The following is a 26,129-nucleotide window of genomic DNA, read 5'->3' as shown; positions in this document are numbered from 1 at the left end:
ACCGCCAGGGTACAGGCGGCGTCATTCGCGTGGCCTGCACCGGATTATTGGAAAATGTGCGCCATTATATATAGGGGTACCCCGTTTCCCGCGTGCATAAAGCGCAACACCCCGTATGCTTTAGCGTCGGGCTAATCACGAAAGTGGAAAACCTAAGCTAAAAAAAATCGTTCAAAAGGCGCCCGCCGATCCATAGACTGCTTCTTCATGCAGACGGCGTTTGGCGCCGTCGTCCGTTAATCGAGCGTGTCATGTGCACGTCTGGTCGAGGGAAGCCGTCGCGATGTCCTGCCTGATGCCGATCTTCACCCGCCGCATGGCGCAAGCGCGCCGGCGCTGTCGCGCGTAGCCCGCGGCCACCACGCTCCATTTCTCACTCTTTCTCGTTGCACCCTCCGGTCGCGTGCCGGACGGATGCGCGCGGCCGGCGTGTGCGCGGACCCTTCCCGCATCGTCGCCGTTCAACCCGGTTTCGAACACGCAGGAGCAGCAAAATGAAGGTGTTCTGGTTCATTCCGACTCACGGCGACAGCCGCTATCTCGGTACGTCCCAAGGCGCACGCGCAGCGGACTACGACTACTTCCAGCAGATCGCCGTCGCCGCCGATACGCTCGGCTATGAAGGCGTGCTGCTGCCCACGGGCCGTTCGTGCGAAGACGCCTGGGTCGTCGCCTCGAGCCTGATCGCCGCGACCAAACGGTTGAAGTTCCTGGTGGCGATCCGTCCGGGTCTTTCGTCGCCGGGGCTTGCCGCGCGTATGGCGGCGACCTTCGACCGTCTGTCGAACGGCCGTCTGCTGATCAACGTCGTGACCGGTGGCGATGCGGCCGAACTGGAAGGCGACGGCGTGTTCGTCGATCACGACACGCGCTATGAAATCACCGATGAGTTCCTGCACATCTGGCGCAAGCTGCTCAGCGCGTCGCACACCAACGACGCGATCGACTTCGAAGGCAAGCATCTGCGTTCGAAGGGCGGCAAGGCGCTATATCCGCCGGTGCAGAACCCGCATCCGCCGCTGTGGTTCGGCGGTTCGTCCCCGGCCGCGCACGACATGGCGGGCCAGCATATCGACACCTATCTGACGTGGGGCGAGCCGCCCGAGGCGGTGGCGAAGAAGATCGCCGACATTCGCGCGCGCGCCGCGGTGCATGGCCGCGAGATCAGGTTCGGCATTCGCCTGCACGTGATCGTGCGCGAGACCGAAGAAGAAGCGTGGGCCGCCGCCGACAAGCTGATCAGCAAGCTCGACGACAACACCATCGCCCGCGCGCAGGCCTCGTTCTCGAAGATGGACTCCGAAGGTCAGCGCCGCATGGCCGCGCTGCACGGCGGCAAGCGCGGCGGGCGCGCCGAACTCGAGGTCTATCCGAATCTGTGGGCGGGCGTGGGCCTCGTGCGGGGCGGCGCCGGCACCGCGCTGGTCGGCAATCCGGAGCAGGTCGCCGCGCGCATGAAGGAGTATGCCGAGCTCGGCATCGACACTTTCATCCTGTCGGGCTATCCGCATCTGGAAGAGTCGTATCGCTTCGCCGAACTGGTGTTCCCGCTGTTGCCGAACCGCCGCAACAAGGTTTCGAATGGTCCGCTGTCGGGGCCGTTCGGCGAAATCGTCGGCAACAACTATCTGCCGAAGGCGGCGAGCGCGAGCTGAGCGCACGGGTGCCTCCGGCACGGACGAGCTTCGACAAGCAATGAGGAAAACCATCATGACTCAAGTCACTCTGGGGGCGGCTCGCGGCGATGCGAACCCAAACGGGGGGGCGGACGCCAACGCGAACGCAAGCGCCGACGCGGGCGCGCTGCGCCGCATCGGCGCGCATCTGGCGCCATGGATCGCGCCGCTCGTAATTCTGCTCGCGTGGGAATTCGCCGCGCGCAGCGGCGTCCTGTCGACGCGCGTGCTGCCCGAACCGCTCGCGGTCGTGAAGGCGGCGTGGTCGCTGATCCAGTCCGGCGAAATGTGGGCGGACGTGAAGGTCAGCACGTGGCGCGCGGTGTCGGGATTCGCGATCGGCGGCGGCATCGGTCTCGTGCTCGGACTCGCGACGGGACTGTTCAAGCCCGCCGAAGTCGCGCTCGATTCGACCGTGCAGATGATCCGCAACATCCCCGCGCTCGCGATGATCCCGCTCGTGATCCTGTGGTTCGGCATCGAGGAGCAGGCGAAGGTGTTTCTCGTCGCGCTCGGCGTGTTTTTCCCGGTCTACGTGAACACGTTTCATGGTATCCGATCGGTCGACGCCAACCTGATCGAAATGGCGCGCAGTTATGGCGTGAGAGGTTTCGCGCTATACCGCCACGTGATTTTGCCGGGCGCGTTGCCGTCGATTCTCGTCGGCGTGCGTTTCGCGTTGGGGCTGATGTGGGTCACGCTGATCGTCGCCGAGACCATTTCCGCGCAATCGGGTATTGGCTACATGACGATGAATGCGCGCGAATTCCTGCAAACGGACGTGGTGGTGGTCGGCATTCTGTTGTACGCGGCGCTCGGCAAACTCGCCGACGTGCTTGCGAAGAGCCTGGAGCGGGTGTCGCTGCGCTGGCATCCGGCCTATCAACGAGGAGCGAAAGCATGAACGCAACGACATTGTCGGCATCGTTCGGTGCGATTGCGGGCAGCGATCTCGAAGCCGAAATCGCGCAGCCGCGGATCGCCGATCACGACGCGGACCAAGCCGCGGGCTTCGAGCATGCCGATTCGACCCACGGCAAGCCGCGAGCGACGACGCGGGGCGACGCGCTAAAAACCGACGGCACGCTCGCGCGCAACGGCGCACCCGGCGCGTCCCGTTCGTCGTCCGATTACTCGGTGCAGTTGCGTGGCGTCGGCAAGCAGTACGGCGGGCGCAAGGTGTTGTCCGATTTCGATCTGTCGATCGAGCGCGGCAGTTTCGTCGCGATCGTCGGCCGCAGCGGTTGCGGCAAGTCGACCTTGCTGCGGCTCGTCGCGGGCCTCGAAAAGACCAGCGCGGGCGTGCTCGAAAAGCGCGCCGAAAACGGCGGCCCGCTGGACACCCGCATCATGTTCCAGGACGCGCGACTGCTGCCGTGGAAGAGCGTGCTGCACAACGTGATGCTAGGTCTCGGCCGCAGCGCGCGTGAAGATGCGCGCGCCGTGCTCGCCGAAGTCGGCCTGCTCGAACGCGCCAACGATTGGCCGGCACAGCTTTCCGGCGGCCAGCGCCAGCGCGTGGCGCTGGCGCGGGCACTCGTGCATCGTCCGCAATTGCTGTTGCTCGATGAGCCGCTCGGCGCGCTCGACGCGCTGACGCGGATCGAAATGCACGCGTTGATCGAACGCCTGTGGCGCGAGCATCGATTCACCGCGCTGCTCGTCACGCACGACGTGCATGAAGCCGTGGCGCTCGGCGACCGGATTCTGCTGATCGAAGAAGGGCGCATCGCACTCGATCAGCCGGTTGCGCTCGATCGTCCGCGGGCGCGCGCGTCGGCCGGTTTCGCCGCGCTCGAAGACCACGTGTTGCAACGCGTGCTGAAGAACGCGCCGAACGACGACGCGCTCTCCGATCGCCCGTACGACGCGCGTGACGCTGGCCGTCTCACGCGGCCGACAGACGTCCGCTGGGCCATCTGAGTTTGCTGGCCTGATCTGTTTTAACCGCATCTCTGGAGTCACTCGATATGAGCATTTCCGCAATCAACGTACGCAATCAGTTCAAAGGCAAGGTCAAGGAAATCATCCGCGGCTCGGTGGTGTCCGAGGTCGACGTGGAGACGCCGTTCGGCATTGTCACATCGGTGATCACCACGCGCTCGGTCGACGAACTCGAACTGAAGGTCGGCTCCGAAGTGGTCGCGCTGGTGAAGTCGACGGAGGTGTCAATCGCCCGCCTGTAGCGTCTAAAGCCGCCGCTATTTCGCGTTCGCGCCGCTGGCGGGCGGCTCGTGCATCATCCGGTCGTTGGTCGGCTGGCGCGGACGTTTGATCGGCATGTTGTCGGGATTGCTCGAGCCGCCGGAGCCGGACGCGGCTTCGGGCGGTTTTGCCATCGACGCGCTACTGTCCGCTGGCGCTGTTTTCGCGGTTTGTGCGAATGCGGCAGGGGTGATGCTGATTGCGGTGGCCGCTGCGAGCGCGATGCCGGCGCCCAGCGTTGTCCATCTACTTCGCTTCATTTGATCCTCCGCTGCGATGAGGTTGCCTAGTGGTTATGCCCCGGCGCCAATTGTGGCGATGGACCCGGTGCAGACGCCGGCGGCGCGTGCCGTCCTCCCATTCCGCTCTTCGGCGCCCATCGCTCTGATACGCCGACATTCGCTCCCGCGCGGCCCGCAATGCTTACGGGGGAAGCGTTTCTATGAAGACTTCCCGCGTGCCGGCGGCTCGCGTGATGCGCGCTTGCCGGGACCGGTATGGTAGAGGCTGCCAGCAGGGCATCGGTCATGAAGGTGAGTAGGCAGCAGCAGGCGAGCAAGCTCCATACCTCTATCCAAAGTCCGCCGCGCAACGTCTATGCGTTGACGCGCACCTCCATACGTCTGCGAAAGTTGCTAGGATGAATTGAACATTCCGACCGGAGACGGCCATGTCGAAATCATTGAGTCCCGAAGCGGTTGAAGCGTTGCGGCGTCTGAACGACGTCGGCGTCGGTCAACCGGCGCCGCAGCTCGCGCAGTCAGTCACCGCGGAATTGCTGGCGGGTGGCCTAGTTGCCGAAACGGGCGGGGAAGTCCAGATCACCTGTAGCGGGCGGCAGTATCTTTCCGGCGATTGCGATTGATCGTCGGACAGCAAGGGCAGTCCGCAAAGGCGCCGCTGGGTGCCGCGGACCGGTGCGCGCGCTCGCCGGACGCCGGGGGTCCCGCCGCCGACATTTCACGGGCGGCATACGGGCACTCATACAGCACTCATGGAGGTGGATATGGAGCCGAAGGGCCTCGACATGGGGGACTACGAGGAGCGCTATCAGGACTACGACATCGAGGTGGCAGTCGAGCAGGTGCTGACGGGCGTCAAGGCGCATTTTCGGGTGCTGCGCGAGGGCACCGTGGTGGTCGACTGGCAGCTCGTGCATATCGACAGCTTGTGGTCGACCGAACGTGCCGCCGCCGAGGCCGGCTTTCACGCGGCGCGGGAATTGATCGATGCGGGCCTGGCGAAATAGTGGCGGGGATACCGCGAACTCGGATGTTCGGCTTTTGCCGCCGAGCCATGCTTGCTGAAGCGGGCGGCGCGCTGTGGACCTGACGGGCGCCGCGTTCATCGCTATTGCAGAGCGCGATCGTTTCGATGAATCATCGGCCCGGCTTTTACGAGCGGGTGTTTGACGCGCAGACGCGTGGCGCCTCGCACGCTGGGCCGTAAACGCCACTGGGCGCCGGCATCAGTCCTGCATGCGCGGCGCCCAGCCAGGCCGCTGCCCTTGCAGGCAGCGGGTTCGACGGCGAGTGTTTAGTGGCCGAAGAAAACCGATTGCGGGCCGGAAACCGGCTCACGCGTACCCGATTGCGACGACACGTTCTTCACGCCGCCGTAGGCATTCGCTTCGTTATTGGCGCGTTCAGCCGCGACGGTTTGCGCGTTCTGACCTTGCTGCGAAGCCGGTGCGCCGACCGACGGACGATAGAACGGTGCCGGGCCGTAGCCGCTAGCAAAAGCGGGGGCGGCGATCGAGGCAGAAGCGGCAACCAGCAGGGCGGCGATGAGCTTGGTCTTCATGGTGTGACTCCGATAACGTTTCGACTTCATTTCAGGAGGGCGTCGCAGGCCGGTGAGGTGTAGCTGCAACGTCGATGGAATGCAGTGTATACCCCTACTATCGAAAATTTGTGCCGATAAACTGAAATTACTATTCCTGATTTCGGAATAATTCATCTGAGGCCTGCGGCACAAGCCTCGGCGGCGATCCGGCCCTGATGACCAAGCGGTTTTGGAGTCCAAAGGCTTGTTCGCAGGCGGGTTATTGGGTTGGGCGAGGCGGCGGCCTTGGCGACCCCAGCGAAGCCGGGAAGCCAGGGAACATGAGCACTCAACAGCCAGTTATCCGCCCCGACCAGGCGCTTTCCCGCGTTGCGGTAAAATTGGCGTTTTGATTCACGCCATCTGGCTGCCCCATGTCTTCACCTCGAATCCCCAGCCCGCGCCGCGTCTCAGTGGCGCCGATGATGGACTGGACTGATCGCCACTGTCGCTCGCTGCATCGCGTCATCTCGCGCCATACGTGGCTTTACACGGAGATGGTGACGACCGGCGCGCTGCTGCATGGCGACGTGCCGCGCCATCTTGCGTTCGCTCCCGAGGAAGCGCCCGTCGCGCTGCAACTCGGCGGTAGCGAACCCGACGACCTCGCCCGTTCGGCGAAACTCGGCGAGCAGTGGGGTTACGACGAAATCAATCTGAACTGCGGGTGCCCGTCGGAGCGCGTGCAACGCGGCGCGTTCGGCGCGTGCCTGATGAACGAGCCGCAACTCGTGGCCGCCTGCGTGAAGGCGATGCGCGACGCGGTCTCGGTGCCGGTGACGGTCAAGCACCGCATCGGCGTCGATGCGGTCGAGGAATACGGCTTCGTGCGCGATTTCGTCGGCACGATTGCAGACGCCGGCTGCAACGTGTTCGTCGTGCACGCGCGCAACGCCATCCTGAAGGGCCTGAGTCCGAAGGAAAATCGCGAGATTCCGCCGCTCAAGTACGACTACGCGTACCAGTTGAAGCGCGACTTCCCGGAGTTGGAGATCATCATCAACGGCGGCATCAAGACGCTTGATGAAGTCGAGTTCCATCTTCAACACGTCGATGGTGTGATGCTCGGGCGCGAGGCTTATCACAACCCGTATCTGCTCGCCGAGGTCGACGCGCGCTTCTACGGTTCGACGCAAACGCCGCTGACGCGCGAGCAGGTCGAAGCGAAGCTGATCGACTATTGCGCCGCTGAAATGGCGCGCGGCACATATCTTGGCGCGATCACGCGCCATGCGCTCGGTCTTTATCGCGGCGAGGTAGGGGCGCGTGGCTGGCGGCGCGTTTTGTCCGATAGCAAACGCCTGGCCGCGCGCGATCTGAGCATCTTCGACGAGGCAAGACAGCATCTGCGTGAGCCGAACGAAATTTTTGAATAAAGGACTAGGCAAACGGAAATCTTGTTCGTATAATCTCGTTTCTTCATCGACGAGCCAGATTTTTCCGGCAAGTCAAGCAGATGTCAGTGGTGGCTGTAGCTCAGTTGGTAGAGTCCAGGATTGTGATTCCTGTTGTCGTGGGTTCGAGCCCCATCAGCCACCCCAAAGAATTCGAGCGGTAGAGTTTTGCAAACGGCGTTGTGAGAAATCACAACGCCGTTTTTGTTTTGGCGTTCGTTTGGTGACCTCGCTCCAGCCGCGTCAATCAACCACTGCACCGCCCCTCAATGGCCATGTCCCCCATGCCCACTGCCGCCACCACCGCGGCTCCATGTGCCACCGCCGTGCGATCCGCCATACCCGCCGCCGTGCCAGCCCCCGCCACCGCCATGCCAACCACCGCGCCCATGCCAATGGCCACCGTGATAACAGCACGGGCCTCCACCCCAGCCTCCCCAGATACCTACCGTTCCATAAGCCGGTACATACGGTGGCCCGTACGCATATCCGTAGCCAGGGTAATAGGGCTGCGCGTAGCCATAATCATATCCGGGTGCAACCGCGCATCCGGTCAGACCTGCCGCCAGCGCTGACAGCGCGATCGATGCAACTAGCCTGCTCACGATTTTCTCCCTCGTTTAAGCATGAGAAAAATCGCCTGCGAGGGAGTTCAGAAGCATTTGTGTCCACACATTACGATGCGTCACGAGCGAACTCGCGTCCGTGAGTCACCTATTGGCGATCGAATCAATGGCGGCCAGCCATCGCGGTAGTCTTCCATCACCTTACCAATGCGCATGCCGGTAACAGTTGGTTAATTATTCGCAAACCAACTGTAGGGGACGCCTGCTAATTTCCGCTCACACAATCGTCTCCGAATCCCCACCCCATGCACGCGTCGAATCTCACGCGCTGGCGATGGATCGCGATCCATCGCCGATTGCCGCGTCAGCAAAACGCGTCGAAGGCGCGACGTGCATCGCGCGTGGCGAACTCCACGCCGCGCTGTCCTGCTTTGAAGCCGCGTGCCGCGCTCGATCCCTCCGATGCCGTCAATTACGAACGGCTCGCCGCGACACTGGCTGCGTTGCAGCGCTTTCCGGACGCCGTCGACCGTTATCGCGACGCGCTCGCGCGCAATCCGTCCAACGTGGATTTGCATCACGGACTCGGCCGGCCGCTCGAGCACATGCATCGGCTCGAACAGGCCGTGGACGCGTACCGCGCAGCGGTGCAACTGAACCCGGGCGCCGACGGCTCGAACGACAACATGGGCAACTGTCTGCAGGCGCTCGGCCAGTTTGACGAGGCGCATGAGGCATACCATCGCGCGATCGACGGCGCCCCGCGCGTGCCGCTCTATTATCGCAACTTCGTGCAGACGAGCCGTCTCGCTGCAGACGATCCCGTGTTCGCATCGCTCGAACAGCTAGCCGGCGACGCCGCTTCGCTGAGCCCGGCCGATCAGGCGGAGCTTCACTTCGCATATGGCGAGGCATTGTCCGGCGTAGGCCGCCACGACGCGTCGTTCGATCACATCCTGAAGTCAACGCGTTGCATCGCGCCGGCGTGCGTTATATCGAAGCCGAAACGCTCGGCCTGTTCGCTCAGTTGCCGCAGATGCACAGCGCGGACGCGCTCGCGGCGGCGCGCGTCTTGGCGATCCGTCGGCCGCGCCGATTTTTATCGTCGGCATGCCGTGCCCCGGGCTCGACCTTGATCGAGCAGATCCTGGTGAGCCATCCGCAGGTGGTCGGGGCGGGCGAGCGCACGGAATTCGGCGTAGCGCTGACGCAGTGCCTGCGCCGGGACGCCGACAATCCGCTGAGGATCGACATCGCGGCACTGCATGGCGTGGGCGCGCCGCACTTGCGCATGCTCGGGGCCGACTATCTGGAACTCATGCGCCGCGCGCTGCCTGAATGCCAGAGCGATAGGGAGAATGCGGCGCGAGATCGCATGCATGGTTCGCTGGACAACGACGCACAACGTACAGCGCCACATCCCTGCCGTTTTACCGACAAATGCCCGTTCAATTTCATCAATGTCGGGCTGATCCATCTGGCGCTGCCGAACGCGCGCTTCATCCATAGCCGCCGTTCGCCATTGCAAACCTGTCTGTCGATTTTCCCCGGCTCTTTCACGACGTGCCATTCGGTTACGACCTCGGCGCACTCGGCCGCTACTGTCGTGCGTACGATGCGTTGATGGCGCATTGGCGAAGCGCGCTGCCCGAAGGCGTAATGATCGAGGTCCAGTACGAGCAGATGATCGACGATTTCGAAGCGACCGTGCAGCGGATGCTCGCGCATTGCGGGCTAGACTGGGACGATCGCTGTCTTGCGTTTCATCAAACGGCGCGTCAGGTCAACACGGCGAGTTCGGCGCAGGTGCGGCGTCCGCTTTACCGGAGCTCGGTGCGTCGCTGCCAGCCGCGGCGGACGTTACTCGAACCACTGTTAGAGGGGCTTGGACCGGATTTGATGGCGGCTGATGCTTTGGATGAGCTAGCCTCTGAGTATGAGTACCGACGCACGACGTCTTCCGGGCCAGTCACGCCGACGTGTCGGTGCGAGCGCATCGATCGCGCGAAGCCCGCAATGCCAGGCACGCTAATGCGGCACCAGCCCCGAATGATGCAGCGCAGGGTACACACCGATGATGAACGCCGCATAGATAGCAGCCATCGTCACGCCGGCGGCCGTGCCCCAGATGTCGCGCGACGCAGCGCCCCGGCGAAAATGCAAGGGCAGTCCGACCACCAGATAGCCGATCAGAAAAAAGACGATGACGGCACGCACGGGCGAGAGGTCGTGACCGATAAATTCCAGCAGGGCGGGCAGACTGAATTCGGGCATGGACGGACGGGTAAGCGGGATCGGATGCGAAGCTTCAAGCGGGCCATCGGACCATCCGCGACGACGCGATGGCTTATGCTGATTTAAGTCCACGCGAGTGCGCGGCGCAAGAAAAGACTGTATAGATTTGTACCGCCTGCATGGCTTGCACGTAGCCTGCGCCGATCCTTTCATCCGGCTTCGCTTTAATCGAACCGGCTCGCATCGCGCGGCTATCAGCGCTTGCGCAAGGGTTCGAGCAGCGGCTTCAAACCGTTGTGATCGATCTCCTGCATCAGGGCGAGCAGGCGGCCGATTTCGCCCGGTGGAAAGCCCTGGCTCGCGAACCAGTTTAGATAATGGCCGGGCAGGTCGGCAATCACACGGCCTTTATATTTTCCGTAGGGCATCACGCGTGTGACCAGCAGTTCGAGGTGTTCGGGATTCATCGCGGAAGGATCGAAGCGTGGCCTGTTGAGTGCGAAAAAGTGGGCGATGCCCGCCCGGTTCGCATTCTAGCCTCGATGCAGGCATTGCGTCGGCGTGGTAACGTCAGCGCTTTCCGTTCACCTATTCAACAGGACAAGATAGATGGAACACCGCAGACTCGGCGACTCCGATGTGCAGGTTAGCCTGATCGGTCTCGGCACCATGACGTGGGGCGAGCAGAACACCGAGCAGCAAGCGCATGCGCAGATCGATTACGCGCTCGATCATGGCGTCAACCTGATCGACACGGCCGAAATGTACCCGGTGCCGCCGCGCGCCGAAACGCAGGGTTCGACGGAACGCTATATCGGCACCTGGCTCGCGCAGCATCGCAGCGCTCGCGAGAAAATCGTGCTCGCCACCAAGATCGCCGGACCGGCGCGTCAGCCGCACAACCCGCGCCATATTCGCGGCGAGGGCAATCAGTTCGATCGCAAGAACCTCACCGAAGCGCTCGACGGCAGCCTGCAGCGCCTGCAAACGGACTATGTCGATCTGTATCAACTGCACTGGCCGGATCGCAGCACGATGACGTTTGGCCGTCCCGCTTATCCGTGGGTCGACGACGCGTACACCGTGCCGATCGAAGAAACGCTGTCGGTGCTCGCCGAGTTCGTCAAGGCGGGCAAGGTGCGCCACATCGGCGTGTCGAATGAAACGCCGTGGGGTGTCGCGCAGTTCCTGCGCGCGGCCGAAAAGCTCGGCTTGCCGCGCATCGTCAGCGTCCAGAATCCGTATAGCCTGCTGAACCGCACGTACGAAGCGGGTCTGTCCGAGTACGCGCATCGCGACAACATCGGCTTGCTTGCCTATTCGCCGCTCGCGTTCGGCTGGCTGTCGGGCAAGTATGAAGGCGGCGCGCGTCCGGCCGGCGCCCGCATCTCGCTGTTCGAGCGCTTCGCGCGTTACAGCAAGCCGCAAGCGGTTCAGGCGACCACGCGCTATGTGGAACTCGCGAAACGTCATGGCCTGTCGCCCGCGCAGTTCGCGCTCGCGTTCGTCAATAGCCGGCCGTTCGTGACCAGCAATCTGATCGGCGCGACCTCGCTCGATCAGTTGAAGGAAAACATCGCCAGCGCCGAGGTGAAGCTTTCGCCGGAAGTGCTTGCGGAGATCGACGCGCAGCATGAATTGCAGCCGAACCCGGCGCCTTGATGGGGTCGTCGAGCGTGGGTCGACAAGCCTGGTTCGAAGTGGTTTCGAGCGAGGCATGAACCCACGTGGCAGCTCGCTCCGGCGTGGTCGCAGAGCGGCTGCGATGTCGTTTGCCTCGCTTCGCCCACACCGCCGCTTGAAGCGCGTGCCAACTTCCCGCCCTCCGCATAGAACAAACATCCTGAACACACCGGGCGCGAACGCGATGAGCGCTTGCATCGAGCAGCCGGATCGCCACGAGCGACGCCAACGCTTGCGCTAGTCATCGCCACACCGGTAGGGGGCGGTGACCGGCGCAGCGGTCGCGCGTGCTCACATGTGAAAAGACCGCGTTCGCCAGCTGGCAGGCAAATGTCCCTCCAGGAACCCGATTCACGACCTAAACTGAGGTGGACGGAGGCGACCGGGAGGAACCGGACCGCGGGTACTGCAATGCTGCAGCGCACGCCCGAAGGAAGTCCCCCTGAGGGGCACCAGTGGTAGGATTCAGCCCGAAAAATCGAGCGCGGCAGGCCACCGACGTGCCCGCCGCACACAACAGAGCGATAGGACTCAGGACATCGAATGGCGCAACAAAAAACAAACCCAAAACTCGAGCAGGCGCTCACGCGCGGGGATCTGGCAATCCGTCAGGCGAATTCGGCACGGGCGACAGCCTTGCTGCGCGCGCTGGGCAAGATGATCGTCGACGCTTCGGCGACCATCGGTGTGGAAGCGTTCACGCTGATTCCCGATGGCGACAAGATTTACGATCCCGCCGATGGACTGTGGCCGCAGGAACTGCAGGTTTCGCTCGATGGTCCGGTCGAGGAAGCCGATCCCGATGAGGTTCGGACCGTGCGCCTGATTGCCGACGATCCGGGCACGGTGTTCCGGGTCGAATGGCAGCGCGCAGATGGCAAGATCGGGCGCCAGGATGGCGGCCCGTTCGCGACGGTGGCGTTCATCTCCGACGTCGACATTCCGTGGACGGACGAAGAGGACTGAAGGCAATTGTTTTTCAGGCGCGCGCGGATGCGGGCACCGACGCGCCTCGGGTTGCCGCAGGTCCATCAGGCCGCACGCCACGTGCGGCTATTGAAATCATTCGTCGTATTCAATGTATTCGACAGGCGGGGGCTATTTCATCATCCGCCGTCGAAACAGAATCGCCGACACGACAAACCCGCCCACCGCATAAGCCGCCAGCACGGTCAGATGCAAAAGCGTGTTGTCGAGGGGCCGCCCGAGCATCGCCGGGCGCATCAGATCGACCGCATGCGCGAGCGGCAGCACGCCGGTCACCGCTCGCGCGGCCGCGGGCAGTTGCGATGCGGGAAAGAACACGCCGGAGAGCAGGAGCATCGGCGTCAATACCAGCGTCTGATAGAACATAAAAAAGTCGTACGACGGCGCGAGCGCCGTCACCACCATCGCGATGCTCGCGAACGCGAGCCCGGTCAGCACGATCACCGGCAACGCCAGCAGCATCGACGGGAAATTTGCGTAGCCGAGCGCGCCCGCCACCAGCATAATCGCCGCACCTGACAGCATCGACTTGCTGGCCGCCCAGATCACCTCGCCCAGCACGATGTCACCGAGTGTGAGCGGCGTATGCATGATCGCCTCCCACGTGCGCTGCACGTGCATGCGCGAGAAGCCCGAATACATCGACTCGAAACTCGCCGACATCATCACGCTCGACGCCACCGTGCCCGCCGCCAGAAACGCGATGTACGACACGCCGTCGACGTGTCCGACCATCAGCCCCAGTCCGAAGCCGAGGCCAAACAAATAAATCATCGGATCGGCGAGATTGCCGAACATCGACGCGAGCGCGAGCTTCTTCCAGACCAGATAGTTGCGGCGCCATACCGAAATCCAGTTGACGGCGTTGGCCGGAAAGGCGGCGAAGGGCTCCTGTTTCGACGGCGTGTCGCCAGGGGTTTCGTAAGTGCGTGCGTCCATTGCGTGTCTCGTGCGGTGTCGTGATGGCTTCGGCGGCGGCGGTGTCTTCAATCCTGCATCTCGCGGCCCGTGAGCCGCAGGAACACGTCCTCCAGATTCGCCGGCCGGTGCAGATAGCGCAGATCGGCGCGCTGCTTGAGCCGCGCATGCACCGGCTGCGCGTCGTTCACGTAGCAGAACAGCGTCTCGCCGCTGACCTCGGTTCGTTCGACGAGCGGCGCCAGTTCATCGCGCAATGCAAGCGGATCGGGACCGAAGATCTCGATCACGTCGCAGCCGATCTCGGATGCGATCAGCTCGCTCGGCGCGCCTTCGGCAATCTTGCGGCCTTCTTCGATCACACATAGCCGGTGACAGAGGCGCTCGGCTTCCTCCATGAAGTGCGTGGTCAGCAGGATCGTCTTGCCGCGCGTGAGCAGCGAGCGCAGCCGTTCCCAGATCAGATGACGCGCCTGCGGATCGAGGCCGGTGGTCGGCTCGTCCATGATCAGCACGTCGGGGTCGTTGACGAGCGCGCGTGCCAGCGTCAGACGCCGTTTCATGCCACCCGACAGTTCGCTCACGCGCGCATCGGCCTTGCTTTCGAGCCGCGCGAATTCGAGCAGCGACGGCACCATCGCGCGGCACTGCGCGGCGCTCAGGCCGAAGTAACGGCCGAACACCAGCAGGTTTTCGCGCACGGTGAAGTCGGGATCGAGATTGTCGAATTGCGGCACCACGCCGACACGCGCCCGCGCGACCCGCGCGCGGCCGGGGATCGGCTCGCCGCATAGGCGGATCGCGCCGGCGTCGGGTGCCGCGATGCCGAGCAGCATGCGCAAGGTGGTCGTCTTGCCCGCGCCGTTCGGGCCGAGCAGGCCGAAGCATTCTCCGGCGTTGACATGAAACGACAGTCCATCGACGACCGTTTTCTCGCCGTAGCTTTTCTTGACCTGGTGGAATTCAATGGCGGCTTCAGGCATAACTCGATCGAGGCTCCGGGAAACGCGAATGGCCGGGAAGGCCGCCTATTCTAGGGCATCGGCAGGTTGACGTCGGCAGGCAGATAGCGATTCGGAGGCCGGGTTTTGCACTGCCGCATCCGTTTGCCAAACCACTGCTAAGCCCGGACAAGCCCGCGCGCACCGGTTTAGGGCGCACGGCCCGCGCACTTAGCGTTTTCCATCCCTTGCAACCTGAATTGCGGCGCACCATGATTCATTCAGACCGCGCTTCCCGCGCGAAGGGAGAAAACCATGGCGAGCTACCAAAAAATTCTGCTGTGTTACGACGGCTCGCGCGAAGGCCGCAAAGCGCTGCGTTGCGGCGCCGACCTCGCGTTGGACCTGAAGGCCGAAACGCATCTGCTGTCCGTGGTGGACATGCGCTCCAGCATTGCGCAAAGCGCGGGTCTGCTGACCGATGTGGCCTGCGGCAGCTTCGAAAAAACCGCGCGCGACATCCTGCAGGAAGGGGTGGACTGGCTCACCGAACGCGGTGTGAACGCGCAAGGGCATTTCGCGTTCGGTCATCCCATCGACGAGATTGCGAACCTCGCCAATGACCTGCATGTCGATCTCGTGGTGGTAGGACATCGCTGCCGCACCGGCTTGTCGCGATGGTGGATGGGGGCAGGCAACACGCCGCTGCTCGATCGCGTGTCATGCAGCATTCTGGTGGCGTGTTCTTCCGCGCAGGAGCAGCAGCAAGCCGCGGCTTGATGCGGCTCGCTGCGTAGGGACGCGCGTATGGAGCGAGTGGCTGGCCGTGACGGCCGGCCGGTCATTCGTTCAGATTGATCGCGGCGAGCTTCCACGTGAACAAACCTTCGCGCCGGAAGACCGCCGAGTAGTGCGCGTTGGCTTCGCCGCGCCGGTAAGTGACGACGAACTCATTGAGGCCGCGATAGCCTGCCGTGGTTTGCCGAGATGCCGGGGCCGTTGCGGGGGTGGGGGTGTCGCCAGCGGCGGGAGAGGCAGGCGTTTGCGTGGCTGCGGCAGGCGGATGTTCGCCAGGATCGCCGCGCGGCGGCATGCCATTCAGTAAGGCTGCGACGCCGTCTGGTGTCGCATAGGAATCCACCAGCGGACCGATCAGCGTCACGCCGATCATCGCGCCGATGGTGGCCATTTTGCTGTCGTTATCCGCGTCCAGCCGGCGCGTCAGCATGCCTGCGATCTGCTCCTTCAGGCTGTCGCGCAACGCGGGAAAATCCACGTATTGATTGACGGTTTGCGCGTCGCGCGCATCTGCCGCGCTTTTGAGATTATTCAGCGCGATATAGGGTGACGCGTAAACAAACCCGAGTGCCGCAATCACTACGACTACAACCAGCGTGATGAGCAGCGGCCGGGTGGCGGCGCCCTTGGTTCGTGTCGGACCTGTCATCGAATGGAACTCCCGATCAGATTGGATTTAACGTGGACTACGGCCCCGCAAAAACAATCCCATTCTATGCAAATATCCGAACAGCAGGTCTGAAAAGCGAGCACGACAACCGCGATGCGTGAGGCACGGTGCGGCCTATTTCCTGCGCATGACACACACGCTCACGATTCGAAGACCGCACCATGCACATTGGCTTCATCGGCAATGCAACGGTCGATCATGCGGCACACCGCGTCGACCGTGCCCACCATGATCAGTCGCGACGGTCCATGATAGACGCGCACCGGCGCGCGCCGTGCAGGCTCCGCCGTATTCAACCCGGAGTTCAACGACACACGGGCAAACGCCGGCAACGACGACGGCAGGCTCGCTGTATCAGCGGGCGCGTCGAACAGCGACGCGCAGTCCTGAGCCGGTGCTTCGATCAATGAGCAAGGCACCAGATTGCGCAAATGGCGCAAACGGCCGAACTGGCGAAAGGGCAGCAGGCGGGCAAGGCGTTCCATGAGTCTCTCCAGGCGATGCAGTGTTGATGCGGCGTGGGATTAAGCGAACAGGCGCGGTGGCTTAGAACTCGCCAGGGCGGATCAGCCCCACGGCGATGCCCTCCAGCGCGAATTCCGCACTGCCGGTTTCAACGAAAATGTTCTCGTAATCGGGGTTCTCCGCGATCAGCTCGAGGCCGTTCGGCCGACGCTTCAGGCGCTTGACCGTGACGTCGTCGCCAAGCCGGGCGATGATGATCTGACCGTCTTTCGCCTCGCTCTTCTTTTGCACCGCGAGCAGATCGCCGTCGAAGATGCCCGCGTCGCGCATGGACAGCCCGCGCACCTTCAACAGGTAGTCGGGCTTGCTCGAGAACAGCGCCGGATCGCACGCGAAGTGCTGCGAGATATGTTCCTGCGCGAGGATCGGGCTGCCGGCAGCCACCCGGCCGATCAGCGGCAGCGATAGCTGCATGATGCTCGAGTGCGGCAGCGTGAACTGATGCGGTGAATCTTCCGGGCCCGCCAACAGGCGAATACCGCGTGACGCGCCGGCGGCGAGTTCGATCACACCCTTGCGAGCGAGCGCGCGCAAATGTTCTTCTGCCGAGTTGGCCGAGCTGAAGCCCAGCTCGGCGGCAATTTCCGCTCGGGTGGGCGGGAAGCCGGTGCGTTCGATCGCCCGGCGAATCAGATCGAAAACCTGCTGCTGTCGTGCGGTGAGTTTTGTCATGGCCACTGTATGTATGAACAGGTGACTGTATTTTTATACAGTATTCGGCGCAATTCAAGCTTTACTTTAAGTTCGTGACCCTGGGTGCCGCCGCGGCGCTCGTGATCGGCGTTAAAGCACCCGTTTTCCTGCCGCAACGCCTTATCCAGCTGTCATTACCACTTTTGCGTATTAAAGAATGAAGAAACATTATTTTTAATGATGAAAGGGCTTCGATAGACTGCCTTCCAGTTGCCGCTCATGTGCACGTGACCGCGACGCAGAACAACACCACGCTGGTTTCAGCGCACCACACGCGGAGAAAGACATGAATCATCGACACACGGGGCTGGCTCGCAAAACGAAGCAATTCATCGCGGCGCTCGCGTTCGGCGCGGCCGGCGCGATGACACCGGCGCATGCGGCCGACACCACGCTGCTGAACGTTTCCTACGACCCGACGCGCGAGCTGTATCAGGAGGTCAACCAGGCGTTCGGCAAGGAATGGAAAACGAAGACCGGCGAGACGATCACCTTCAAGCAGTCGCACGGCGGTTCCGGCGCGCAGGCGCGCTCGGTGCTCGACGGCCTGCAGGCGGACGTCGTCACCCTCGCGCTCGCCTACGACATCGATGCGCTCGCCGGCAAGGGGCTGCTCGACAAGGGCTGGCAAAAGCGCTTGCCGGACAACGCGTCGCCGTACACGTCGACGATCGTGTTCCTCGTGCGCAAGGGCAACCCGAAGCACATCAAGGACTGGGACGATCTGACCAAGCCGGGTGTGTCGATCGTCACGCCGAATCCGAAGACCTCGGGCGGCGCGCGCTGGAACTACCTCGCGGCGTGGGCGTACGCGGAACATCAGCCGGGCGGCAATGCCCAGAAAGCGAAGGAATTCGTCGGCAAGCTGTATAAGAACGCCGGTGTGCTGGACTCGGGCGCGCGTGGCGCGACTACCAGCTTCGTGCAGCGTGGCATCGGCGACGTGCTGATCGCGTGGGAAAACGAAGCGTTCCTGTCGCTGAAGGAGTTCGGTCCGGACAAGTTTGAAATCGTCGTGCCGTCGGTGAGCATTCTGGCCGAGCCGCCGGTGGCGGTGGTGGACAAGGTCGTCGACAAGCGCGGCACGCGCAAGCTGGCCGAGGCGTATCTGAACTTCCTGTATAGCGAGGAAGGCCAGGAGATCGCCGCGCGCAACTTCTACCGTCCGCGTTCGAACAAGGTGCCGGCCGACCTGACCGCGAAGTTTCCGAAGCTGAAGCTATACACGGTGGACGATTCGTTCGGCGGCTGGGCCAATGCGCAGAAGACGCACTTTGCCGACGGCGGTGTGTTCGACTCGATCTACCAGCCTCAATAACCTGTCGATGCCCTAACCGGCATCGATGCACCGGCGCGGCGGCGCGCCACTTCCCGGGCGCGCCCAGTGGGCGCGCATCTGGCCAACCGGAATCCGGACCCGTTGGCCGAAGATCAAACGCCAGCATCAACCTGAACGAGTATCCAGCATGACGACGTTGACCTTCCGAAAGCCGAGCGCATTGCCCGGCTTTGGCCTGACACTCGGCATCACGGTGGCTTATCTGAGCCTCGTGGTGCTGATTCCGCTTGCGGCGACCTTTCTCAAGACCGCGACGCTCGACTGGGACCAGTTCGTGCGCGCGGTCACGTCGCCGCGGGTGCTCGCGTCGTACCGGCTGACGTTCTTCTCGGCGCTCGGCGGCGCGCTGATCAACGCGGTGTTCGGCTTTCTGGTGGCGTGGGTGCTGGTGCGTTACACGTTCCCCTTCAAGCGCATCGTCGACGCGGTGGTCGATCTGCCGTTCGCGCTGCCCACGTCGGTCGCCGGCATTTCGCTCGCGGCGGTGTACTCGGGCAACGGCTGGATCGGGCAGTTTCTCGAACCGCTCGGCATCAAGATCGCCTTCACGCCGGCGGGTGTGCTGGTCGCGCTGACCTTCATCGGCTTGCCGTTCGTCGTGCGCACGGTGCAACCGGTGCTCGAAGAGTTCGAGCGCGAGCAGGAAGAGGCCGCCGCGTGCCTCGGCGCGACGCGCTGGCTGACGTTTCGCCGTGTCGTGCTGCCGGCGGTGTTCCCGGCGCTCCTGACGGGTTTCGCGCTCGCGTTCGCGCGTGCGCTCGGCGAATACGGCTCGGTGATCTTCATCGCCGGCAACGTGCCGATGAAATCGGAAATCACCTCGCTTCTGATCATCACCAAGCTCGAGCAGTACGACTACGCCGGCGCGACCGCGCTGGCGGTGGTGATGCTGGTGGTGTCGTTCCTGATGCTGCTGTTCGTCAATACCTTGCAATGGTACTTGCAGCGCCGCACGAGCCGCGGCAGCGCGGGCCCGGCGCCCGGCACGGCAACCGGCGTGGCGGCGATCGGCGGAGGTGCGCAATGAGCCGCCGTCCCGAGCATGACGTGAACCGTGCGGCGCAGAGCGTGACCGCGGCCGTGGCCGCGCATGCGCCGCTGAACGTCGCGCGCCGGCCCGATCCGGTGACCGAGCGGCCCGTGGTGCGCTGGCTGCTGACCGGCATCGCGCTGCTGTTTCTCGCACTGTTCCTGGTCGTGCCGCTGGTGGCCGTGTTCTACCAGGCGTTGAACAAGGGTCTCGCGTTCTATTTCGAAGCGCTCGCCGATCCCGATGCGCTCGCGGCCATCAAGCTGACCGTGATGACCGCCGCGATCGCAGTGCCGTTGAATCTCGTGTTCGGTCTGGTGGCCTCGTGGTGTATCGCGAAGTTCGAATTCCGCGGCAAGGCGCTGCTGACCACGCTGATCGATCTGCCGTTCTCGGTGTCGCCGGTGATTTCGGGTTTGATCTACGTGCTGATGTTCGGCGCACAAGGCTGGTTCGGTCCGTGGCTGCAGGCGCATGACGTGCAGATCATCTTCGCGGTGCCGGGCATCGTGATGGCGACTATCTTCGTCACGTTCCCGTTCGTCGCGCGCGAGCTGATCCCGCTGATGCAGGCGCAAGGCAACGACGAAGAAGAGGCCGCGCACGTGCTGGGCGCCTCGGGCTGGCAGATCTTTCGCCGCGTCACGCTGCCGAACATCAAGTGGGGTCTGCTGTACGGCGTGATTCTGTGTAACGCGCGGGCGATGGGCGAGTTCGGCGCGGTCTCGGTGGTGTCGGGCCACATTCGTGGCCAGACCGACACGATGCCGCTGCACGTCGAGATTCTCTACAACGAATACAACTTCTCGGCGGCGTTCGCCGTGGCGTCGGTGCTGGCCCTGCTCGCACTCGTGACGCTGGGGCTCAAGCTGCTCGCCGAGCGCCATATGTCGGCGGAACTGTCGGCCGCGCGCGATGTGCCTGCCTACGCTGGGCCGCCGACGCCGTCCACCGTCGCCGCATCGGGATCGCACGCCGGGTCGCGTTCCGTTCCGTCTTCTTTCCAGCAGTCCGTCAATACGACGCATGCATCGCAGCAACACCCGCTCAAGCAAGGAGAGCTGTAATGGGTATCACTGTTCGTCACCTGCAAAAGCGCTTCGGCGATTTCGTCGCGCTGGACAACGTCTCGCTCGATTTTCCGCCGGGCGAACTGGTTGCGCTGCTCGGGCCGTCGGGTTGTGGCAAGACCACCTTGCTGCGCGTGATCGCCGGACTCGAATACGCGGACGGCGGCCAGGTCGTTCTGCAAGGGCAGGACGTCGCGACGGTCGGCGCGCGCGAGCGTGAGGTGGGTTTCGTGTTCCAGCATTACGCGCTGTTCCGCCACATGACGGTGTTCGAGAACGTGGCGTTCGGCCTGCGCGTGAAGCCGCGCAAGGAGCGGCCATCCGAAGCGGTGATCCGCGAGAAAGTGCATGAACTGCTCAAGCTCGTGCAACTCGACTGGCTCGCGCAACGCTATCCGTCGGAGCTGTCGGGCGGTCAGCGGCAACGGATCGCATTGGCGCGCGCGCTCGCGGTCGAGCCGAAAGTGCTGCTGCTCGACGAGCCGTTCGGCGCGCTCGACGCCAAGGTGCGCAAGGAGCTGCGCAGCTGGCTGCGGCGTCTGCACGACGATCTGCATATCTCGACGATCTTCGTCACGCACGATCAGGAAGAAGCGCTCGAAGTGGCCGACCGCATCGTCGTGCTCAATCGCGGTCATGTGGAGCAGGTAGGCAGTCCGCAGGACGTGTACGACCATCCGCAGACCTCGTTCGTCTACGAGTTTCTCGGTGCGGCGAACCGTCTGCACGGCAAGGTCGACGCGAGCGGCTTCGTGGTCGACGGCGCCGCGCTGCCGGTCGCGATTACCGCCAGTTTTAGCGGTCCGGCTTTCGCCTACGTGCGTCCGCACGATCTGCAGTTGTATCCGCAGGCGGCGGGTCATCGCGAAGGCATCGTCGTCGACGTGCGGCGCGTGGTGACGCTGGGCGGCTCGGTGCGCGTCGAACTCGCGGGCCGCGAAGGCAATCTGCTGGAAGCCGAACTCGATCGCGAATCGTGGCGTGATCTGCAACTGGCGGTTGGCGACGGGGTGACGGCGGTGCCGCGCGCACTGCGCGTATTTCCGGCGCAGTGAGGCAGGCGCGCAGCGACAGACCGCGCGCATCACACGGCAACACACGGGGCGACGTAAACGGATGCGCAACGTCGACCGGTGTTTCGATACAACTCGAATAACTCAACTCTGGCTGAACCGGAGACATACAAATGAATTTCCAGCAATTGCGCTTCGTGCGCGAGGCTGTGCGTCAGAACATGAATCTGACCGAAGTGGCGAACGTGCTGTACACGTCGCAGTCGGGCGTATCGAAACAGATCAAGGATCTGGAAGACGAACTCGGCGTCGATATTTTCATCCGGCGCGGCAAGCGCCTGACGGGCCTGACCGAGCCGGGCAAGGCGGTGCATCAGCTGATCGAGCGGATGCTGCTCGACGCGGAGAATCTGCGCCGCGTCGCGCGCCAGTTCGCCGATCAGGACAGTGGCCATCTCGTCGTGGCGACGACCCACACGCAGGCACGTTACGCGCTGCCCAAGGTGATTCGCCAGTTCACCGAAGTATTTCCGAAGGTGCATCTGGCGCTGCGCCAGGGCAGTCCGCAGCAGATCGCGCAGATGATCATCAACGGCGAAGCGGATATCGGCATTTCGACCGAAGCGCTCGACCGCTTCCCGGATATCGTCACGTTCCCGTGCTATTCGTGGCATCACGTCGTGGTCGTGCCGAAGGATCACCCGCTGGTGGGCCGCCCGAATCTGACGCTCGACGAGATCGCCGAATTCCCGATCGTCACGTACGACCAGGACTTCACGGGCCGCTCGCACATCGACCAGGCGTTCGCAAAAGCGGGGGCGCTGCCCGACGTCGTGCTGACCGCGATCGACGCCGACGTGATCAAGACCTACGTCGAACTCGGCATGGGCATCGGCGTGGTGGCGGCGATGGCCTACGATCCGAAGCGCGACACCGAACTGGTCGCGCTCGACACGCAGCATCTGTTCGAAGCGAGCACGACGCGTGTCGGTCTGCGTAAGGGCGCGTTCCTGCGCGCCTACGCCTACCGGCTGATCGAAATGTTCGCGCCGCAGCTGAACGAAGCGGACATCGCCGCGCAGTTGCGCGAAGCGGTTTGAGGAGGGCGCCGGGCCGTCGAGGTCCGGTGCGGGTTTGGCGCGTGACTCGATGCGCGCCTGTCACGCGTCGCCTGGCGCGAACGTCGGGCCGGGCCGAAACGAACGGGCATCCGTTTAATCCCGCGTGGCGGCGCGCGGCGCATCGCTTACAATCGCCGCCATGAATACTTTGACATCCTCTTGCGCGCTGCCTCGCATCGCCGTGCTGGCGACCGGCGGCACGATCGCCGGGGCGGCCGCGGACGAGACCAATACGTCCGGCTACCAGGCGGGCGTCGTCGGCGTCGATCAATTGCTGGCCGTGGTGCCGGCCCTGTCGACGGTGGCGCGGATCGCGCCCGAACAGATTGCCAGCGTCGACAGCAAAGACATGGCAATGTCGCTCTGGACCACGCTCGCGCAACGCATCAATACGCTGCTCGCCACCGACGACGTCGATGGCGTAGTGGTCACGCATGGCACCGACACGCTCGAAGAAACTGCGTATCTGCTGCATCTGACCGTCAAGTCCGACAAGCCGGTGGTGCTCACCGCGGCGATGCGCCCGGCCTCCGCACTGTCAGCCGATGGTCCGCTGAATCTGCTGAATGCGGTGACCGTTGCCGCACATGCGGGCTCGCGCGGGCAGGGCGTGCTGGTCGCGTTCAACAACCGCATTCACAGCGCACGAGACGTGGTCAAGACGAGCACGTACGCGGTGGATGCGTTCCAGTCGCCGGAGATCGGCGCGCTCGGCTGGGTGCAGGACGGCCGCGTGGAATTCCAGCGCGCCGTGGTGCGCGCGCATACGCTCGCCACGGGGTTCGTGATCGGCTCGAACTGGCCGCATGTGGAGATCGTCACGAGCTATGCGGGCGTGTCGCGCATCGCCGTCGATGCACTGGTGGCCGCCGGGGTGCGCGGTATCGTCGTCGCCGGCACGGGCAATGGCTCGATTCACCTGTCGATGCTGCAGGCGCTCGCCGATGCCGCGTCGCAAGGCGTGGCGATAGTGCGTGCGTCGCGCGTGGGTTCGGGACACGTGATGCACAACGGCGCCGCCGCCGACGATGCGCTCGGTTTCATCAGCGCGGGTTCGCTGAATCCGTACAAGGCGCGGGTGCTGCTGATGCTGGCGCTGGCCGCGGGTGGCACGGGGCCGGTTGCATTGCAGAAGGTGTTCGACACCTACTGACGAGGCTGCGCTAGCTCTGCCGACTGGCGGCTCGCGCCGGTGCTGCATATTGTGAACGCTCGATAAAAAACGCGGCGCTCGGGCCGATGACCCGAGCGCCGCGTTGTCGTTTTCCGCGTGCGTCTTTACGCCGATACGGAAGGGCGTGTCACGCCGGCCTTATCACTGCGGCGGAATCACCAGCACCTGGCCCGGGTAAATCTTGTCCGGGCTCTTCAGCATCGGCGTGTTCGCCTGGAAGATCACATCATTCTTCGCGCCGCTGCCGTAGTACTTCTCCGCAATCTTCCACAGATTGTCGCCGGATACGACCGTATGGAACTGCGTCGGCGCGGCGGCCGGCGTCGTAACAGTTAGTTGATCGTCGACCTTGTCGACGTTTTGCACGTTGCCGGCGGCGACGAGAATCTTGTCTTTGGTCGGCTGATCTGCCGCCTCACCGGCGACGGTGACGGTATGGCTCGTGCCGTCGTACGTGACCTGAAGATTGGTCGCGTCGAGGCCCTGGCTGCGGATATAAGTGGCGATCGCGTCGCCCGCGGTTTTATTCAGGGCGGCCAGATCGGGCGCGGCGGGTGCGGCTTGGGCGGGCGTAGAGGCGGCGCCGAACAGCTTTTCGCCGGCTTCCTTGATGAAACTGAGAATACCCATCGATCACTCTCCTGACGTGGTGGCGCAAAAAAATTACGCACGGGTTAGGCACTGGTTGAGAAATCAGGCAAACGCTAAGGACGACACGCGCTGCGACAGGCAGGACGCCATGCCCAGGCGCCATCACCAGAAACAACTCAGGGCGCGTGGTGTCCGTCACGCGTGCAGCCGGACTCAACGAGTGTAGGAGAAAAGCGCGCGACGATGTGTCAAAAAAGGTTCGGGGGAAGGCGGGGAGTTGCAAGCAAATGCAAACGGACGTGCAAGCGGGCGCGAGCCGTGATTGCTATTGGTGCGCGTGACTGCCGCGGCGACTGGTGCGTGGCGGAAAAAGCATGATGATGAATCCGACAGCCGGACACCCGACGACGACGTCTGACCGACCAAGGCTTCCCCGGCATCGCCGGGCGCCGCTGCGGACCCCACTTGCCGCTCTCAGCCCAGAGCGGCACGATTTGCCCGTTGCGCCGCGCATGCTGCGCGACGAACGGGCGCCCCACCTGTGATTGCCGTGAAAGCGACGATGCGCAGATCATGGCAATCGGTATGACGCTTTGATGTATTTTTTTGTACGTGTGCGTCACCGGTCTTGCTGATGACGCTTGCGGCATGCCTCCCCGATTGGCCTGTCGCTTCATTGCATGACTGGTTGCGCGTCAAGCCGCCTTGGCTTCGCTGCCCGGCGCCTGTGCGACTTCGTAGTTCGCCATGATTTCCAGCGCGCGCACCATCGCCGAGTGATCCCAGGCCTTGCCGCCGTTCGCCGCGCACACGCTGAACAACTGCTGCGCGCTCGCGGTATGCGGCAGCGCGATGCCGAGCTTGCGTGCGCCATCGAGCGCGAGGTTCAGATCCTTCTGATGCAGCTCGATGCGAAAGCCCGGATCGAACGTGCGTTTGGTCATGCGCTCGCCGTGCACTTCGAGAATTCGCGACGACGCAAAGCCGCCCATTAGCGCCTTGCGCACCCGCTCCGGATCGGCGCCCGAACGCGACGCGAACAGGAGCGCTTCGGCCACCGCCTCGATGTTCAGCGCGACGATGATCTGGTTCGCCACCTTGCAGGTCTGGCCCGCGCCGTTCTCGCCGATCAGCGAGATGTTCTTGCCCATCAGTTCGAACAGCGGCTTTGCCTGCGCGAAGGCTTTTTCCGGGCCGCCCACCATGATCGTCAGCGATGCTTCGCGCGCGCCGACTTCGCCGCCCGACACCGGCGCGTCGAGATAGTCGACGCCCAGTGCGTTGATCTTTTTCGCGAAGGCTTGCGTGTCGAGCGGGGAGATCGAACTCATGTCGATCACGAGCTTGCCCTTCGTAAGACCGGCGGCGACGCCATCGTCGGCGAACAGCACGTTGGCGACGTCAGGCGTGTCCGGCACCATGATGACGACGATGTCGGCGGCCTGCGCGACGGCGGTCGAATTGGCGACCACGCTGGTCGTCCTGGCGAGGTCTTCCGGCACCGGATAGGCGCCGTTCACGAACAGCGAGTGACCGCCCTTGATGAGGTTGCGCGCCATGTGCGCGCCCATGATGCCGAGGCCGATGAAACCGATCTTTGCCATGTGTCTGAATCTCCAGGGTTGTTTGGTGTGCCTGGGGGCACTTCCTTCGGGGCGTGAAGCGCCCGACTTGCC

Annotated in this window: 28 protein-coding genes, 1 tRNA gene and 1 pseudogene; 18 read left to right on the top strand and 12 right to left on the bottom strand. The window is 63.6% G+C overall.

Going from position 1 to position 26,129, the window contains the following annotated elements; translation table 11 throughout:
• Positions 1-494 precede the first annotated feature (494 nt).
• The 4 genes from ssuD to HV770_RS01515 are packed head-to-tail and all read left to right on the top strand — an operon-like array spanning position 495 to position 3,862.
• Positions 495-1,655 carry an FMNH2-dependent alkanesulfonate monooxygenase gene (gene ssuD / locus HV770_RS01530; RefSeq protein WP_175157768.1) on the top strand — a complete coding sequence of 387 codons (1,161 nt, stop codon included), beginning with the start codon at positions 495-497 and terminating at the stop codon, positions 1,653-1,655.
• A 55-nt stretch (positions 1,656-1,710) separates the two neighbouring features.
• Entirely contained in the window at positions 1,711-2,580 is an 870-nt protein-coding gene (gene ssuC / locus HV770_RS01525; protein WP_175157767.1) for an aliphatic sulfonate ABC transporter permease SsuC, read from the top strand.
• Positions 2,577-3,599, top strand: coding sequence for an ATP-binding cassette domain-containing protein (locus HV770_RS01520; RefSeq protein ID WP_175157766.1), 1,023 nt, complete (start codon positions 2,577-2,579; stop codon positions 3,597-3,599). The genes ssuC and HV770_RS01520 overlap by 4 nt, the downstream gene beginning before the upstream one ends.
• Positions 3,600-3,646: 47 nt before the next feature.
• Positions 3,647-3,862 (top strand): TOBE domain-containing protein, encoded by a 216-nt coding sequence (locus HV770_RS01515; protein WP_008922916.1) that lies wholly within the window; start codon positions 3,647-3,649, stop codon positions 3,860-3,862.
• 15 nt (positions 3,863-3,877) lie between these two features.
• Here HV770_RS01515 and HV770_RS01510 read toward each other — a convergent pair whose 3' ends face one another.
• The gene (locus HV770_RS01510) at positions 3,878-4,141 is read right to left on the bottom strand and encodes a hypothetical protein (RefSeq protein ID WP_175157765.1); all 264 of its coding nucleotides are present in this window, start codon (positions 4,139-4,141) and stop codon (positions 3,878-3,880) included.
• 410 nt (positions 4,142-4,551) lie between these two features.
• Between HV770_RS01510 and HV770_RS01505 the strand changes: the two genes are divergently transcribed.
• Together HV770_RS01505 and HV770_RS01500 are read left to right on the top strand one after the other, a co-directional pair.
• Positions 4,552-4,746, top strand: a complete 195-nt coding sequence (locus tag HV770_RS01505; protein ID WP_175157764.1) for a hypothetical protein — start codon at positions 4,552-4,554, stop codon at positions 4,744-4,746.
• A 141-nt stretch (positions 4,747-4,887) separates the two neighbouring features.
• Positions 4,888-5,130: a DUF6566 family protein gene (locus HV770_RS01500; protein WP_175157763.1), complete on the top strand. Its 243-nt coding sequence runs from the start codon at positions 4,888-4,890 to the stop codon at positions 5,128-5,130.
• 287 nt (positions 5,131-5,417) lie between these two features.
• On the opposite strand, the gene HV770_RS01495 is transcribed toward HV770_RS01500, so the two are convergent.
• Positions 5,418-5,684 carry a hypothetical protein gene (locus tag HV770_RS01495; protein ID WP_175157762.1) on the bottom strand — a complete coding sequence of 89 codons (267 nt, stop codon included), beginning with the start codon at positions 5,682-5,684 and terminating at the stop codon, positions 5,418-5,420.
• A 395-nt stretch (positions 5,685-6,079) separates the two neighbouring features.
• Here HV770_RS01495 and dusA point away from each other — a divergent pair, with 395 nt between their 5' ends.
• Both dusA and HV770_RS01485 read left to right on the top strand, forming a co-directional pair.
• On the top strand, positions 6,080-7,081 hold the full coding sequence (dusA, locus tag HV770_RS01490; RefSeq protein WP_175157761.1) for a tRNA dihydrouridine(20/20a) synthase DusA: 1,002 nt from the start codon (positions 6,080-6,082) through the stop codon (positions 7,079-7,081).
• Positions 7,082-7,170: 89 nt separating this feature from the next.
• A tRNA-His gene (locus HV770_RS01485) sits at positions 7,171-7,246 on the top strand.
• A 119-nt stretch (positions 7,247-7,365) separates the two neighbouring features.
• Here the strand turns inward: HV770_RS01485 and HV770_RS38375 are convergent.
• Positions 7,366-7,704 carry a hypothetical protein gene (locus HV770_RS38375; protein WP_246290665.1) on the bottom strand — a complete coding sequence of 113 codons (339 nt, stop codon included), beginning with the start codon at positions 7,702-7,704 and terminating at the stop codon, positions 7,366-7,368.
• 295 nt (positions 7,705-7,999) lie between these two features.
• On the opposite strand from HV770_RS38375, the pseudogene HV770_RS38370 reads away from it, so the two are divergent.
• A pseudogene (locus tag HV770_RS38370) lies at positions 8,000-9,567 on the top strand (sulfotransferase family protein); the annotation flags it as partial.
• A 126-nt stretch (positions 9,568-9,693) separates the two neighbouring features.
• Here HV770_RS38370 and HV770_RS01475 read toward each other — a convergent pair.
• Together HV770_RS01475 and HV770_RS01470 are read right to left on the bottom strand one after the other, a co-directional pair.
• Positions 9,694-9,939 (bottom strand): hypothetical protein, encoded by a 246-nt coding sequence (locus tag HV770_RS01475; RefSeq protein WP_175158018.1) that lies wholly within the window; start codon positions 9,937-9,939, stop codon positions 9,694-9,696.
• Between the two features lie 215 nt (positions 9,940-10,154).
• The gene (locus tag HV770_RS01470) at positions 10,155-10,367 is read right to left on the bottom strand and encodes a DUF3820 family protein (protein WP_042323893.1); all 213 of its coding nucleotides are present in this window, start codon (positions 10,365-10,367) and stop codon (positions 10,155-10,157) included.
• A gap of 142 nt (positions 10,368-10,509) precedes the next feature.
• Between HV770_RS01470 and HV770_RS01465 the strand changes: the two genes are divergently transcribed.
• The gene (locus tag HV770_RS01465) at positions 10,510-11,562 is read left to right on the top strand and encodes an NADP(H)-dependent aldo-keto reductase (protein ID WP_175157760.1); all 1,053 of its coding nucleotides are present in this window, start codon (positions 10,510-10,512) and stop codon (positions 11,560-11,562) included.
• 564 nt (positions 11,563-12,126) lie between these two features.
• On the top strand, positions 12,127-12,549 hold the full coding sequence (locus HV770_RS01460) for a hypothetical protein (RefSeq protein WP_121318486.1): 423 nt from the start codon (positions 12,127-12,129) through the stop codon (positions 12,547-12,549).
• Positions 12,550-12,681: 132 nt separating this feature from the next.
• Here the strand turns inward: HV770_RS01460 and HV770_RS01455 are convergent, their stop codons facing one another.
• Positions 12,682-13,509 (bottom strand): ABC transporter permease, encoded by an 828-nt coding sequence (locus HV770_RS01455; RefSeq protein ID WP_175157759.1) that lies wholly within the window; start codon positions 13,507-13,509, stop codon positions 12,682-12,684.
• 47 nt (positions 13,510-13,556) lie between these two features.
• A complete protein-coding gene (gene nodI, locus HV770_RS01450) occupies positions 13,557-14,471 on the bottom strand; it encodes a nodulation factor ABC transporter ATP-binding protein NodI (RefSeq protein WP_175157758.1) in 915 nt (304 codons plus the stop codon).
• Positions 14,472-14,744: 273 nt separating this feature from the next.
• Between nodI and HV770_RS01445 the strand changes: the two genes are divergently transcribed.
• Positions 14,745-15,209: a universal stress protein gene (locus tag HV770_RS01445; protein ID WP_168665134.1), complete on the top strand. Its 465-nt coding sequence runs from the start codon at positions 14,745-14,747 to the stop codon at positions 15,207-15,209.
• A 61-nt stretch (positions 15,210-15,270) separates the two neighbouring features.
• Here HV770_RS01445 and HV770_RS01440 read toward each other — a convergent pair whose 3' ends face one another.
• From HV770_RS01440 to lexA, 3 genes are all read right to left on the bottom strand, one after another.
• A complete protein-coding gene (locus tag HV770_RS01440; protein WP_175157757.1) occupies positions 15,271-15,876 on the bottom strand; it encodes a DUF2939 domain-containing protein in 606 nt (201 codons plus the stop codon).
• Positions 15,877-16,037: 161 nt separating this feature from the next.
• Positions 16,038-16,382, bottom strand: a complete 345-nt coding sequence (locus HV770_RS01435) for a hypothetical protein (protein ID WP_175157756.1) — start codon at positions 16,380-16,382, stop codon at positions 16,038-16,040.
• Positions 16,383-16,443: 61 nt separating this feature from the next.
• A complete protein-coding gene (gene lexA / locus HV770_RS01430; protein WP_121318467.1) occupies positions 16,444-17,094 on the bottom strand; it encodes a transcriptional repressor LexA in 651 nt (216 codons plus the stop codon).
• A 307-nt stretch (positions 17,095-17,401) separates the two neighbouring features.
• On the opposite strand from lexA, the gene HV770_RS01425 reads away from it, so the two are divergent.
• The 6 genes from HV770_RS01425 (at position 17,402) to HV770_RS01400 (ending at position 23,841) form a co-directional block, all read left to right on the top strand.
• Positions 17,402-18,433 carry a sulfate ABC transporter substrate-binding protein gene (locus HV770_RS01425; RefSeq protein WP_175157755.1) on the top strand — a complete coding sequence of 344 codons (1,032 nt, stop codon included), beginning with the start codon at positions 17,402-17,404 and terminating at the stop codon, positions 18,431-18,433.
• 148 nt (positions 18,434-18,581) lie between these two features.
• Entirely contained in the window at positions 18,582-19,481 is a 900-nt protein-coding gene (cysT, locus tag HV770_RS01420) for a sulfate ABC transporter permease subunit CysT (RefSeq protein ID WP_175157754.1), read from the top strand.
• Positions 19,478-20,551 (top strand): sulfate ABC transporter permease subunit CysW, encoded by a 1,074-nt coding sequence (cysW, locus tag HV770_RS01415; RefSeq protein ID WP_246290664.1) that lies wholly within the window; start codon positions 19,478-19,480, stop codon positions 20,549-20,551. Before cysT ends, cysW begins: the two co-directional genes overlap by 4 nt.
• Complete coding sequence (locus tag HV770_RS01410; protein ID WP_175157753.1) at positions 20,551-21,609, top strand: sulfate/molybdate ABC transporter ATP-binding protein; 1,059 nt, start codon at positions 20,551-20,553, stop codon at positions 21,607-21,609. The genes cysW and HV770_RS01410 overlap by 1 nt, the downstream gene beginning before the upstream one ends.
• 131 nt (positions 21,610-21,740) lie before the next feature.
• Positions 21,741-22,667 carry a CysB family HTH-type transcriptional regulator gene (locus HV770_RS01405; protein ID WP_042323869.1) on the top strand — a complete coding sequence of 309 codons (927 nt, stop codon included), beginning with the start codon at positions 21,741-21,743 and terminating at the stop codon, positions 22,665-22,667.
• 160 nt (positions 22,668-22,827) lie between these two features.
• Positions 22,828-23,841: an asparaginase gene (locus tag HV770_RS01400; protein ID WP_175157752.1), complete on the top strand. Its 1,014-nt coding sequence runs from the start codon at positions 22,828-22,830 to the stop codon at positions 23,839-23,841.
• A 162-nt stretch (positions 23,842-24,003) separates the two neighbouring features.
• Here HV770_RS01400 and lysM read toward each other — a convergent pair whose 3' ends face one another.
• Positions 24,004-24,492, bottom strand: coding sequence for a peptidoglycan-binding protein LysM (gene lysM, locus HV770_RS01395; RefSeq protein WP_175157751.1), 489 nt, complete (start codon positions 24,490-24,492; stop codon positions 24,004-24,006).
• Positions 24,493-25,148: 656 nt separating this feature from the next.
• A complete protein-coding gene (locus HV770_RS01390; RefSeq protein WP_175157750.1) occupies positions 25,149-26,057 on the bottom strand; it encodes a 2-hydroxy-3-oxopropionate reductase in 909 nt (302 codons plus the stop codon).
• Positions 26,058-26,129 lie beyond the last annotated feature (72 nt).

It is taken from the genome of Paraburkholderia fynbosensis (assembly GCF_902859935.1).
Lineage (GTDB): Bacteria > Pseudomonadota > Gammaproteobacteria > Burkholderiales > Burkholderiaceae > Paraburkholderia > Paraburkholderia fynbosensis.
This window is presented reverse-complemented; position numbering and strand designations above follow the sequence as displayed.